Source organism: Companilactobacillus formosensis (assembly GCF_005405305.1).
In the GTDB taxonomy this organism is placed as follows: domain Bacteria; phylum Bacillota; class Bacilli; order Lactobacillales; family Lactobacillaceae; genus Companilactobacillus; species Companilactobacillus formosensis.
The window spans coordinates 74,070-87,399 of record NZ_BJDU01000006.1; the positions used below are offsets into that span (position 1 = coordinate 74,070).

12 protein-coding genes are annotated in these 13,330 nt (G+C 36.1%); 5 read left to right on the forward strand and 7 right to left on the reverse strand.

The window, feature by feature from the left end; translation table 11 throughout:
* Nucleotides 1–47 precede the first annotated feature (47 nt).
* Genes cydC through FFM65_RS08145 form a run of 4 tightly spaced genes read right to left on the reverse strand, consistent with a single transcriptional unit; the run spans nucleotide 48 to nucleotide 5,969 of the window.
* Nucleotides 48–1,787 (reverse strand): thiol reductant ABC exporter subunit CydC, encoded by a 1,740-nt coding sequence (gene cydC / locus FFM65_RS08130; RefSeq protein ID WP_119316945.1) that lies wholly within the window; start codon nucleotides 1,785–1,787, stop codon nucleotides 48–50.
* Nucleotides 1,784–3,517, reverse strand: coding sequence for a thiol reductant ABC exporter subunit CydD (cydD, locus tag FFM65_RS08135; protein ID WP_119316946.1), 1,734 nt, complete (start codon nucleotides 3,515–3,517; stop codon nucleotides 1,784–1,786). The genes cydC and cydD overlap by 4 nt, the downstream gene beginning before the upstream one ends.
* Entirely contained in the window at nucleotides 3,517–4,530 is a 1,014-nt protein-coding gene (cydB, locus tag FFM65_RS08140; protein WP_119316947.1) for a cytochrome d ubiquinol oxidase subunit II, read from the reverse strand. The genes cydD and cydB overlap by 1 nt, the downstream gene beginning before the upstream one ends.
* Entirely contained in the window at nucleotides 4,527–5,969 is a 1,443-nt protein-coding gene (locus FFM65_RS08145; RefSeq protein WP_119316948.1) for a cytochrome ubiquinol oxidase subunit I, read from the reverse strand. The genes cydB and FFM65_RS08145 overlap by 4 nt, the downstream gene beginning before the upstream one ends.
* A gap of 417 nt (nucleotides 5,970–6,386) precedes the next feature.
* Here FFM65_RS08145 and FFM65_RS08150 point away from each other — a divergent pair, with 417 nt between their 5' ends.
* Nucleotides 6,387–6,908, forward strand: a complete 522-nt coding sequence (locus tag FFM65_RS08150) for a helix-turn-helix transcriptional regulator (RefSeq protein ID WP_119316949.1) — start codon at nucleotides 6,387–6,389, stop codon at nucleotides 6,906–6,908.
* A 35-nt stretch (nucleotides 6,909–6,943) separates the two neighbouring features.
* Here FFM65_RS08150 and FFM65_RS08155 read toward each other — a convergent pair whose 3' ends face one another.
* Complete coding sequence (locus FFM65_RS08155) at nucleotides 6,944–7,969, reverse strand: hypothetical protein (RefSeq protein ID WP_119316950.1); 1,026 nt, start codon at nucleotides 7,967–7,969, stop codon at nucleotides 6,944–6,946.
* 28 nt (nucleotides 7,970–7,997) lie between these two features.
* Nucleotides 7,998–8,810 (reverse strand): bifunctional hydroxymethylpyrimidine kinase/phosphomethylpyrimidine kinase, encoded by an 813-nt coding sequence (thiD, locus tag FFM65_RS08160; RefSeq protein WP_059074691.1) that lies wholly within the window; start codon nucleotides 8,808–8,810, stop codon nucleotides 7,998–8,000.
* Nucleotides 8,811–8,942: 132 nt separating this feature from the next.
* Between thiD and FFM65_RS08165 the strand changes: the two genes are divergently transcribed.
* Entirely contained in the window at nucleotides 8,943–9,701 is a 759-nt protein-coding gene (locus tag FFM65_RS08165) for a MerR family transcriptional regulator (protein ID WP_119316952.1), read from the forward strand.
* A gap of 35 nt (nucleotides 9,702–9,736) precedes the next feature.
* Here the strand turns inward: FFM65_RS08165 and FFM65_RS08170 are convergent, their stop codons facing one another.
* Nucleotides 9,737–10,453, reverse strand: a complete 717-nt coding sequence (locus FFM65_RS08170; RefSeq protein WP_119316953.1) for a DUF975 family protein — start codon at nucleotides 10,451–10,453, stop codon at nucleotides 9,737–9,739.
* Nucleotides 10,454–10,587: 134 nt separating this feature from the next.
* On the opposite strand from FFM65_RS08170, the gene proC reads away from it, so the two are divergent.
* The 3 genes from proC (at nucleotide 10,588) to FFM65_RS08185 (ending at nucleotide 13,315) form a co-directional block, all read left to right on the forward strand.
* Nucleotides 10,588–11,358, forward strand: coding sequence for a pyrroline-5-carboxylate reductase (gene proC / locus FFM65_RS08175; protein WP_119316954.1), 771 nt, complete (start codon nucleotides 10,588–10,590; stop codon nucleotides 11,356–11,358).
* A 101-nt stretch (nucleotides 11,359–11,459) separates the two neighbouring features.
* Entirely contained in the window at nucleotides 11,460–12,056 is a 597-nt protein-coding gene (locus tag FFM65_RS08180; protein WP_162897883.1) for an ECF transporter S component, read from the forward strand.
* A gap of 77 nt (nucleotides 12,057–12,133) precedes the next feature.
* Nucleotides 12,134–13,315 (forward strand): acetate/propionate family kinase, encoded by a 1,182-nt coding sequence (locus tag FFM65_RS08185; RefSeq protein WP_119316956.1) that lies wholly within the window; start codon nucleotides 12,134–12,136, stop codon nucleotides 13,313–13,315.
* The last annotated feature ends 15 nt before the right edge of the window (nucleotides 13,316–13,330 follow it).

A 13,330-nucleotide genomic window follows, 5' to 3' on the forward strand; every position in this document is an offset into this window, starting at 1 on the left:
CCGTATGGCATATCCTTTTTATTATGACGTTATAACGCTTATAACGCTTATAGCCCTTGATCCATTTGATAGAGCTCTTTGAAGTGTTCATTTGATTGGTAAAGCTCTTTAGGAGCGCCTTGCATTTCAATTTCTTCATTGTTCATAAAGACTACTTTATCAACGTGGTTAACCCCTTGTAAGTGATGAGTTACCCAAATAATAGTTTTGTCCTTTAAGACAGAGAAGAAAGTCTCTAATAGATCGTTTTCTGTGATAGGGTCGAGTCCTACTGTAGGTTCATCTAGTAAAACGATAGGAGCATCTTGCAGCAGAATTCTAGCTAGGGCAATTCTTTCTTGTTCACCACCAGAGAATCTGGAGCCATTTTCACCAACTAAAGTGTTATATTTGTCAGGCAATGATTCTACTAAATCTTTTAAACCAACACGTTCCAAGGCTTGTTTGACTTCGATATCAGATTTACCTTCATTACCTAATCTGACGTTATTCATCAACGTAGTATTGAAAAGAAACGGTTTTTGATTCAAGACGGAGAAAAGTTTTTGGCGATGCTCTTGGACTTGAGCGATATCGTAATCGTTAATTTTAATCTGTCCAGCGGTTGGAGTAAAATCTCCTAAAATCAATTGTAAAATGGTTGTTTTACCGATACCACTTGGACCCAGTAAAGCTAATTTTTCTCCTTTTTGAATAGTTTGCGAGAAATTCTTAATTAAAACTGGTGAATCAGTATCGTATTCAAAAGATACATTATTTAAAGTTAGAGTCTCAAAGTCTTTTGGCGCTAAATCAACTTGAGTAGGTAGATTAGTTTTAACTGGTTGGATGGTGTTCAAACGTTGGATTGAATCCTTATAAAGTGGCCATTCCTCAAATCCTTGACTAACAGGGATAATAGCATCTGAAAGTGGAAAGATAGCTAAAACTACCGCAGAAACGAAGTTAGCTTGTTCTTGGCCATTAGTCATAGTTAAGTTGGTAAAAATCAAGAAGCAGATTGCTAGAGCAGCGAAAATCAATTGCAAGCCGAAATCACGATTGCGACGAAAGGCTTTTGATTTTAATTTCGATTGGTCGAGATTGCGAATATTCTCGGAAGTTAAATTTCTAAAATCATTTTTACGACCAGAAATAACCCAATCATCGACACCCAAAATATTATCGGTCAATTGAATGTAGAGGTCGCTTTTGACTTCTTTTTGATAAGCTCGACGAGCACTTTCGATGGAAACGGAAAATAGAGGTACTAAGAAGACTTCAACAAAGAGCAATAGGAAGACAAAGAATCCGAAAGCTGGGTTGAAAATTCCTAAAGCAAGGGAACCGATAATGGTCAACAAATAACCGATAACAGCTGGAAAAATAGTTCTTAAGTAGAGGTTTTGTAAGTGGGAGATATCTTCTGACAGTAAGCCCATGATGTCCCCAGTTTTGTGGTGTTCAGTAAAAAATGATGCATCGCTTTCTAGTGTTTTGTACAAACGAGTTCTCAAATCTGATGTGACGCGCAAAACCCAATTGTGGCTCTTTAATCGTTCTACATACTTGAAGACTGGACGGCCAATACCAAAAGCTCTCGTCAAAAGGATTGGCACGTAAATCAACAGAATATTGACCGGATGCGTGGCGGCTTTGTCGATTGTATAGCCAGAAGTAAACATCAAAGCACCAGCACAAAATGAGGTTAATAAGCCTAGTGTCAAAGCAGTGATCAACAGACCTTTATATTGTTTGATATATGGTTTGACCCAAGTATCGTGTTTGAATGTTTTGAAAAAGTTCAAAGTCGATCACCTCGCATATTCTTGATTAATTTTGTGAAGGCACCGTTATGGTTGTGAAGTTGTTCTGGCGTGCCTTGTTCAACAATGGTGCCGTTATCCATAACGATGACATAATCCATTTCTTTGATCCAATGCAATCTGTGAGTCGCAAAAATAACTAAATGATTTTGAAATAATTTTTCCATTGGTTTTTTCAGAGCGTATTCAGTTTCAATATCCAAATGAGCTGTTGGTTCATCAAAAATCAAAACGTGACGGTCATCAGCTAAGAAAGCCCGAGCTAACATGATACGTTGTTGCTGACCACCAGAAATTCCACGACCACCTTCACCGATTTTAGTTTGATAACCGTCAGTTAAAGTATCGATGAACTCTTGTAAGCCAGCTTGGTCAGCCGCATGTTTAATTTCAGCCATCGAAGCTTTAGGACGATAAAAGGCGATATTTTCGGCAATCGAACCAGCAAATAAATAAGGCGATTGTGGTAAGAAAGTAAGTTTCGTTTGCCAATTTTCTTGTTTAAAGTTAGGGATTTTTTGTTGATTGATTTGAATGTCGGCTTGATCAGGAACTAAGAAACCACCAATAGTTCTAATTAAAGTTGTTTTACCAGAACCGGATTTACCAATGACACCAATTTTTTGATAGCCGTGTAATTTTAAGTTATCAATATCGAGGCTGACTGCATCGTCACCGACACCTTGATAAGTGAACTGTAAATTATTGATTGAAATGGTGGAATCTTTATCCCAAGTGAAATCCTTTAATTGATTGGCTTCTTTAGTGTCTGGACGTTCTAAAATTTCAAAAATAGAATTCAAGGCGTTTTTACCATTTAAGGTAGCGTGATAGTCGTTAGAGAAATCTCGCAAAGGTAAAAAGTATTCTGGAGCCAAAATCAAAGTAACTAAGGCAGGGAAGAGCGGAAAACTGTTGTTAATGAGCCCTAAACCTAGGAAGACGGCCAGAATTGCAATTCCTAGTGTAGTTAACCAGTCGAGTGCAAAAGTCGATAAGATGGCAATCCTGAGCGTATTCATCGTTCTTCTACGATACTCATCACTGACCGTATAGATATTTTTAGCATAGCGCTTACTTAGACCTAACATTTTTAACGTTGGTAGACCACGTAAGGCATCTAAGAAGTGATTAGAAAGAATTGTATATTGCTTGTATTGAGCATCTGCCTTGGCCTGAGCAGCGAGACCTAAGATGATCATAAATAAAATAACTAGTGGCACGATAATGGTCAAAGTTATTCCGGAAGCAATATTTTGTGTATAAATGTAAATCAATAATACCGGCGGAATGATCGACATGTTCATCAATTTGGTAAAAATCAATTTGAAGTAGTTTTCGACTAAATCGATACCGTCTAGAGAAGAAGTGACCAAATTACCGGTTCCTTCCTCAGAAATCATCTCAGGGCCAGCATTATAAACTTTGTCTAATAAGCGTCCACGAATATCTTCAGACGTTTTACTAGCAAATTTTTCGACGATTTTAGTATTAATTAAATTGAATAAATGTCGTAAGACAAAAGACGCCGCAAATAAGAGCATCGGATTGATGATTGATTGTAGTGGTTTTTGTTCCCACGAATTTACAAGTGCTTCTGCTAAATACTTACCTTGAAATAAAACAACAAATGCTTGCAAGAGAGTTAATCCTGCAAGCATTAGAAGAAGTTTTTTTGTTCCAGGTAAGCGAAATAAACGCTTATCTATCATTAGTATTTCACCGTATTCTCTCTTGGATTTATTCTCTTTGTGAATAGAGAGTATGACCAAATGAAGTAAATAGCTACGATTGGTACCAAGATACATGCGACAATCGTCATAATCGTCAAAGTATATGGTGAATTAGCAGCATCTTTGATCAAAATACTGTGTGCTGGGTTAGTAGCAATCATGACACGTGGGAATAGTCCGTTGAACAATAAAACGATGACCATACTTAGTGCTAAACCACTACCAGCAAAGCTCCATCCCTCTCTGTTCTTTAGGACTCCATAGTAACCTAATAAGGAGAACAAAACAATTAGCAGAGTGATGATGAGAGATGAGAAGAATCTCTTAGTAAAGAAGTCAGTTTGCAAGAATACTAAAACAGCAAAGACCACTTCACCAAGGAACAAAATAGGATAAAGGATTTGATTCAATTTGCGAGCACGATCACGCATTGGTCCTTCAATTCTTAAGCGAATAAAGTTCAAACCATGGACTAATGAAAGTAAAACTCCGGCAACTCCTCCGACAATTGATAGTAAGTTAACAACGTCAAAGAAAGTAGGGAAAGCATTACCTGAAGCATCCATTGGGACACCTTGAACCATACTCAAGAGAATCATACAAAGGAAAAACGGTGGGATGATACTACCAGCAAAAAATGCCCACATCCAAAGATTTTTACCGGTTCTAGTTTCAGCATGCTTGTGGAATTCAAAAGAAACTCCACGAAGGATTAAACCAACCAAAACTAACAAGAACAAAATGTAATAACCAGAGAACAATGATGCGTACCACATTGGCAAGGAAGCAAACATTGCACCACCGGCTGTAACAAGCCATGTTTCATTACCGTCCCAGTGAGGGCCGATTGTAGACATAATGGCAGTTCTTTCTGCATCGTCTTTAGCGAGAAATCTGGTTGCCATTCCGACACCAAAGTCGAAACCTTCAAGAAATAGGAAGATGGCAAAAAGAAGTCCAATTAAAATAAACCACAATGTACTGAGTGTCATTGTCCGAAGGCCTCCTTTGCAAATGGATCGACGTTTTGTTTGGAGTCAGCTTCTTCAAAGTATGGACCGTGATGAAGTGTTTGTCTGCAGTACCAAACCATAACGCCACCCAATAGAGTAAAGAGCAAGAAGTAAATAATGTTACTGAATAGTAGACTAGCGACTGTTGAAGTAGGTGAAACGGCTTGAGCAATCGTAAATAGCCCGTAAACAATCCAAGGATAGCGACCAAATTCAGTAATGAACCAGCCGGCAGAATTACCGATAAATGGAAGCCAAATACTGATACCTAAAACAACTAGCATCCACTTGTGACTTTCGATAGTGTCTTTCTTCTTTCTGGAGAAGATCAAGCCAACCAAAGCAATCAACATAACCAAAGCGTCGATTCCAGTCATCACTCTAAAGCTCCAGAATAAAGTCTTAGGTGGAACGTAGTAATTCATATCTTTTCCAAATTTTTTATCATATGTAGCGTGTAATTCTTTATTGATGGTATTCATACCTTTAACTGAACCACTAAGTTTGTGGTATGCCAAAATACTTAGAACACCAGGAACTTCAATCTTACCGCTAGCCTTGTGGTCTTTGGCATTGATTAATTCAACGATTGTCCAAGGAGCAGGGTCTTTAGTATCCTCATAAATACCTTCAGTTGCGGCAAATTTCATAGGTTGATCTTTGATAATTTGTTGTGTCTGCAAATCTCCGGCACCAGCTGAAGCAATTGCGAAAATCAAACTTGCCCAAAGTCCGAAACGTAGGGAAGTTTTGAAGAAATGATTTTCATTTTTCTTTTTACGTAACAAACCCCAAGCACTCATACCAGCAATAACCACGGCAGCAGTCATAAAGGCAGCCAAGATAACGTGTGGGAAGACTTTCCACAATTGAGGGTTAGCGACAACAGCACCAAAGTCAGTCAATTGAATTCTTCCAGTTGTATTGTTGATTTTGAAACCTGTAGGATGTTGCATGAAACTATTGGCAGCTAAAATCCAAATAGCGGAAAGCATCGTACCAATTGAAGTCATCCAAATCATAAAGGCATGGACACCCGGTTTGAAACGATCCCAAGTGAACATCCAAATTCCGATAAAGACGGATTCAATGAAGAATGCTAATAAAGCTTCAATAGCAAGTGGAGCACCGAATACATCACCCATGAAACGTGAGTATTCAGACCAATTCATACCGAATTGGAATTCTTGAATAATACCTGTAACGATACCAACAGCAAAACTCAAAAGGAAAATTTTTCCCCAGAATTTAGCCATATCTAGGTAAACTTTGTCTTTTTTAACGGCGTAAATAGTTTCCATGATAGCGACTAAAAATCCCATTCCGATTGAAAATGGAACAAAGAAGAAATGGAAGACGGTCGTCATTGCAAATTGGAAACGTGCCAAAGAGACAATACTTAAACCAACACCAAGCATGGTCAATAACCTCCTTAAAAACATAAATTTAAACCCAATATATGAATTTATCATATGATTAATTACTTGCTTAATCAATTAATTTGACTTAAAAAAGCGGTCACAACCTTGATATAACTGAATTGCATAAGGTTTCACAAAATAAAAAATATTATGAATAACAATTAATTAATCATCAATACATAAAATGATAATTCTATATTACCTATACCTAAAATATACCGCTTTCAAAATTATCTGCCTGTCAGATTTGAAAAAGAAAATTTACAAAAGGTAAGTGTTATCTTTAATTTAGGAACAATTTATTTATAACGTCGTTATAAGCACAAAAATTAACGATTAGAAATGGATTGGATGGTCATTTTATCCCGAATCGAATATAAATAGACTAAGCAATGTGAAAGTGAGCGATAAAAAATGGAATTGAATCAGATTTTGAGAAAGAAACGCCAAGAATACCATTTGACCCAAGAACAGTTGGCGGAGAAATTGTATGTTTCATCAAAGACCGTCTCAAACTGGGAGACAGGCAAGACTTTTCCTGACATTAATAGTCTGATTCGTCTATCGAAGCTCTATCACATTTCTTTAGATAATTTACTAGTGGAGGGATCTGATATTGTGAGAGATATTGATAAAAAAACGCGTTTAATGACTTTGAAAAAATACATGTGGTTGCCAAGTATTTTAAATTTGATTTTGATATTGATCGTTTCGCAACAGAAATTTTTAGGACGACTATCAACAGTTAGTACAGTTTTGATTTTAGTAAGTATTGCCTTAAATTCAGGGATATTGATTTATTTCAATCAAGAAATTAAACAAGAAGAACAGACGAGTGAAGCTTCAATCCACCCTAATAAGCAAGTGCAAGGATTTTTATTATTTGTTGTCTTGTTTGTTGGTTCGATGATAGTAGGATATTTGCTGAAAAAATAAAAGGACAAACGCATTTGCGTTTGTCCTTTTGAACTTTAATGTCTATTACTACGACTTCTAGTCCCAAGATTATTTTGTTGCGGTGCACCTAAACGAGGATTGCCGTTATTTGGATTGAATTGTTGGTTATTTTGATTACCAAAGTTTGGCTGATTCATATTTTGATTCTGGTTGTTAGGTGCATAATTTTGGTTTTGACCGTAGTTTTGATTATTGTAATTTGGATTATATGATTGATTGTTGAATTGTCCTTGATTACCGTTGCCAAATTGATTATTTGGTTGTTGATAATTGCCACGAGGGTTAGGACGATTCATATTATTATTATTGCCATTCATTGGTTGGTTATATTGTTGATTGTTATAGCCACCATTTTGGTTATTGAATTGGTTTGAACGGTTATTGTTGTAATTTCCATTATTAGGAAATTGTTGTTGATTCATATTGTTTGAAACTTGGTTAGGATTGAACTGTTGATTAGGTTGTTGATTGTATCCTTGATTGTTGTTACCAAATTGGTTTTGGTTATTATTTTGATAAGGATTATATCCGTAATTTGCTTGATTAAAATTGTTAGGTTGATTGAATTGCCCATTTGGTTGATTTTGATTATAAAATTGACCAAAGTTTTGGTTTTGATTGTCGAACTGATTTTGATTATTATCCGATTCGTCTTCAGGTTCTTCATCAGAAATGGGATGAATTATCATATCCACGATAACGACAATCAGATCAATTGCACCAATGATGATACCAACCCAAGCCCAAATCTTTAAGAAACCAGCTCCAGGCATGTTGGCGTTAAATAAGCCCATCAAACCACCGAGGATTAGGATGACAAATCCGACAATATCAGGAACGATACTGTATGTTCGATTGGTTAAGATATAAATAGCAGCTGAAATGATATAAGTGATTGCCATTAAAATTCCGGCGGCACCACCGATAGCTCCAGTACCGACTAGAGCGGCGATGAAACCTTCAAATCCAGCTTTGATCATTAATACAATTGATAGTATAAGCAATAAAATCCCGGCAGAAATTTTTGTTATTCTTACCATAGTTAACCTCCAATTTTACTTACCAATACTATTGTATATCATCCTTTACAAAATGGTTAATAGGTCCATATTTATGTCCTACAGCGATTTCATGTTTAATAGCATTATAAGTAAATGTTTTTGCAGTCTTAATGGCATCTTCCATACTTTGACCTTTTGCTAACTCAGCCACAATACATGATGACAAGGTATCACCAGTACCATTGATGTGTTCTGTTTTGACGTAAGGTTCAGAAATCCAGAATGATTGGCCATCTTCTAGTAGAACATAATCTTCAACTTCATCGATTGAGTCGTCGCTATGTTCACCCTTTATCATAATATTTTTTGGACCTAATTTGCGTAATTTATGTGCAGCCTTAATAATTTCTTCTTTATTTTCTAATTCTAGACCAGATAATTTCTTAGCTTCATAGAAATTTGGTGTAATTAAATCAGCTAATGGGAATAATTCATCAATCAAAGTTTGGTAAGCTTCTGTTTCCAAAAGCATTGCTCCGTGCTTAGTGATGATAACTGGGTCTAAGACGAAGTATCCAAAAGGCTTATCTTTGATAGCTTCAGTAACTGTGTGAATAATTTCTGAATCAGACAACATACCAGTTTTAAAAGCTGAAACTTTGAAATCATCTTTGATATCTTTGATTTGATTTTCAATAAAACTAACTGGCATATTTACACTGTCGTGAATTCCATATGAATTTCCAGCAACAGCAGCAGTGAGAACGGACATTCCATAAACGCCACGAGCCATAAATGTTTTGAGATCTGCTTGAGCACCGGCACTTCCATCAGAGTCAGAGCCTGCGATAGTTAAAACTTGTGTAAATTCATTCAATATAGTCACCCACCTAATTATTGTTAATCCCTATCTTAACAGGAAAGATGAAAAAAGTGGTCGATTTTTATCATAATTTACTTGACCTTCACGTAACGTCAACCGATAGAATTCAGTTTGTTAGGAGAGATATTTATGAAATATACAATTAAAAAGTTAGCTGAAATGGCTGGTATAACAACACGTACCTTGCGATATTATGATGATATAGACTTGTTGAAACCGAGTGAAGTTAATGAAAATAATTACCGAATTTATGATGAAAAAAATGTAAATAAATTGCAGCAAATTCTTTTTTTTCGGTCATTAAATTTTCCACTACAAGAAATCAAGAAAATCATGGATGATCCAAATTTTTCGAGAATAGACGCATTGAAGCGACAACAGCAATTGTTGTTACAAGAACAAGAAAAAATAAATACTCTGCTAACAAATATTGATTTGACTATCAAAGATTATCAAGGAGAACTTGAAATGACAGATACAGAAAAATTTAAGGCGTTTAAAGAGACCAAAATTTCAGAAAATGAAGCCAAATATGGCACTGAAATTCGTCAAAAATATGGTTCAAAAATGATTGAACAATCCAATCAAAAGTTTTCTAAATTGAGTGAGGTAGAGTTTCAACAAATGCAAGCTGTAGAAAAGACTTTGATTGACGATTTAGTAGCTTTGAAACAAAAACCAGATTTAAGTTCACAGTTAGCTCAAAAAGTTTATCAAGAACACAAACAATGGCTTGAATACACCTGGCCTAGCTATACCAAAGAAGCACATCGAGGATTGGTCGATATGTATATCAATGATGATAGATTTGGCGATTACTACAATCAGAAGGCTCAAACACCAGTTGTCCAATTATTGCATGATGTGATTTACGAATATACTAAGTGAAATCATCGTTATAACGATACAAAAAACGATGCAACCTATGCTAAGATTGCATCGTTTTTTTCTTTCAAATCTTTGTAGAAATTAGCCATGGTTAATTTGTAATATGGATAAATCCAAATGAAACCAACGCCTAATGTTAAGAAGCCAAGTAGCCACCAACCGATAAAACTAAGTTGAAGGACGAAATAACGCCATTTGTTGCCCACCATTAATTGGCGACTCTTTGTAATATAGTCAGTCAATTTATAATTATTAGCAAGACCACGATCGTTTAGATCTTTGTAAATGAAATAAGTCTGTGAATAGGCCATGTACTTAATAATTCCAGGGATGATTAAAAGAACAGTCCAAAGCGTCAAGAAGATGTAGGAAATTATGTAGATTAAACATAGTTTCCACCAGTCAGGACTTCTGAAATAAGTAAAGTTACTTTTGATTGGAGCAAAGTCTAGTTCTGGATCTTCTAACCAATCCAGTCCTCTGAAAGTAGCCGATAAAGTAATCACTAGAAAAATCAAACTAACGATTAAACTGATGATTCCAGAATTGGCAGTCATTCTAACCAGTTGGTCAAAGTTCACTGTTGCCGTGTCGTAATTAATTTTGATTTTTTCATTGAAATTACTGTACTCATTAGTAAACCAAAAGACTATGGATGGAATTAAAAACAGCAAAACTCCTTTTGACCAATTTCCTTTGAGTAGTGATTTAACTTCAGATTTTAATTGAAATCTTGTTCGATATGTCTTCATAAGAACCCCCTCTACTTGAACCTATCTTTTCTATAAATAACGATACACATTCGTGTAAAATAAGACAATAATTGTGTCTATTTTGCTGTAAGATATAATGAATAAAAGAAGTTCTTTATAAAGGAGTCGATCGCATGATTGGATTTATTGGTGCTGGAAGTATTGGTGGAGCCGTTATAACGGGTTTGATCAAAAATGGTTTTGATGAAGATAAGATTGTTGTAAAGGGTGGACGTTCTAACCGAACGAAACTTTTATGTGACCAGCTTGGTTTCCAAATGGTTAAAAAAGTAAAGCAATTGGCCGATGCTGACGTGATTTTCATTGCTGTTGGCGCAACTGCTTTGGACAATGTCTTGAGTGAACTAAAAGAAATCGTTGCTGGCAAACTAGTTGTTGCCTTTACTGGAAGTGCGTCAGTGACTCATCTGAAACAGGCTTTAGGTAGTGACATTAAAGTTGCTCATGCCATTCCTAATACACCAGTCAAAGTTGGTGCTGGTTTTACAGGAATTACTTATTCAAGTGATTTTACCGATGATGATAAGAAAAAAGTTGCTTCAATTATGGGTTACACAGGACAACTTGTCGAAGTACCTGAAGATCAATTAGGAATTCTAGGAACAGTAGCCGGTTGTTCACCAGCTTTCTTGGATGTCTTTATTGAAGCATTAAGTGATGCGGGCGTAAAACACGGTTTGAATCGTCAACTTTCCTATGATGCTGCTATTGGTATGGCTATCGGAGCTGCCAAGTTAGCCAAACAATCAGAATTAAATGTTTCTGCTTTAAAAGACGAGGTAACTTCGCCAGGTGGTTCAACTATTCGTGGAGTAGCTGCCCTAGAAGAACATGGCTTCAGAAACGCTGTAATCAAGGCTGTTGATGCCGCTGAAAATGAATAAATTTTAGAAATAAAATCAGACATTTTGTTTGGTTTTATTTTTTTTGTTCTTTCCTCAATAATCGAGTAAACTTAAGAAAATATAATTATTTGGGGGAGAGTATTTTGCAAAGAAGAAAGGCTTATAAGACAGCAATTTTGGGCATATTGATTGCTATCATTTTAGTTCAGTCGATGGTTCCAATGTTGGGCTATATTCCGACCGGATTTGTCAATATTACGATTATTCATATCACTGTTATCGTAGCAGCGATTGTATTGGGACCAAAAGATGGTGCAATTGTCGGTTTAGTGTGGGGTATTGGAACGATAATTCGAGCATTCACTAGTCCAACATCGATTATTGATACGACGGTGTTTACTAATCCAGTCGTAGCGGTTCTACCTAGAATCGCCGTGGGGTTGTTGGCTGGATGGATTTATTTATGGTTTAGAAACCATACTCAGAAAAAAGTTCTAGGTATGGCAATAGCTTCAGCAGTTGGATCACTAACTAACACAGTATTGGTATTGGGACTAATGCGTGTTATGTATGCTAGTACTATGGCACAGGCTTATGCGACACAAACTGACTTGTTGAATAAATTGTTGTTGGTTATCGTGGGAACAAATGGGGTTCCAGAGATGATCGTGGCAATTATTTTGGCACCAGCCATTTCGACAGCAATTTTGAAGACGAATAAGTTCCTAGACAATTAATAGAATTTGTTGTAAAAAGTTAAAAATGCCAGCATGTTTTCTGAAAATTAGGTATGCTAGTAGCAGGAGTGTGAATTATGCAAAAAACATTAATCATTAATGCCGGTAGTTCATCATTAAAGTGGAAATTATTTGAAATGCCATCTGAAGTGATTTTAGCTAGTGGCTTAGTAGAACGAATTAGTATGCCAGGGTCAATTTTTACAATTAAATACGGTGACCATCAAAAATTTGAAAAGACAGTCGATAATTTGAGCCAAGAAGCTGCCGCTAAGATGGTTTTTGATGAGATGCAAAATCTGAAAATCATCAATGAGCTTTCAGAAATTACTGCAGTAGCTCATCGTGTTGTAGCGGGTGGACAAGTCTTCAAGTCTGCTGTAAAAGTGACACCTGAAGTATTGAAGAAAATTAAAGAACTTAGCAATTTCGCACCATTGCACAATCCGATGGAAGCTAAAGGGATTGAAACAATGGCTAAGACTTTGCCTAATGTTGTGCAATATGCAGTTTTTGACAGTAAATTCTTCACTGATTTACCAGAAAAGAATGCAATCTATAGTTTGCCATATGAATTGACACAAAAATACCAAATCCGTCGTTATGGCGAACATGGTATTTCACATACTTATTTAACTAATCGTGCCGCAGAACTGTTGAATAAGCCTAAGAATGAACTTGATTTAGTAACAATGCATCTAGGTAGTGGAGCATCACTTGCTGCTGTTAAGAATGGTAAGGCTTTTGATACATCAATGGGCTTCACGCCACTAACTGGTGTTACAATGGGAACTCGTGCCGGTGATTTGGATCCAGCTCTAGTACCTTATTTGATGCAAGAATTAAAGGTTGATGATCCAAATGAAATTATGATGATGTTGAATCAAAAATCTGGATTACTGGGAATTTCAGGAATCTCACCCGATATGCGTGAAATCAAGGCTAAGGAACAAACAGATCCACGTGCTAAATTAGCTGTAGATGTTTTTATTAATCGGATCGTTAAATATGCAGGAAGCTTCTTAACAGAATTAAATGGAGCTGATGCTTTAGTATTTGCTGGTGGAATTGGTGAACATAACGATGATTTACGTCAAGAAATCATTGATGAATTAGCTATTTTCAATGTGAAATTGGATAAGGATTTGAATAAAGCTGGTCATGAAGGTTTGATCAGTAGTCCTGATTCAGCTATTAAAGTTTTATTGATTCCAACTGATGAAGAACTAGAAATGGTTCGTCAGGTCGCAGAATTGTAATAAAAAAAACACAAC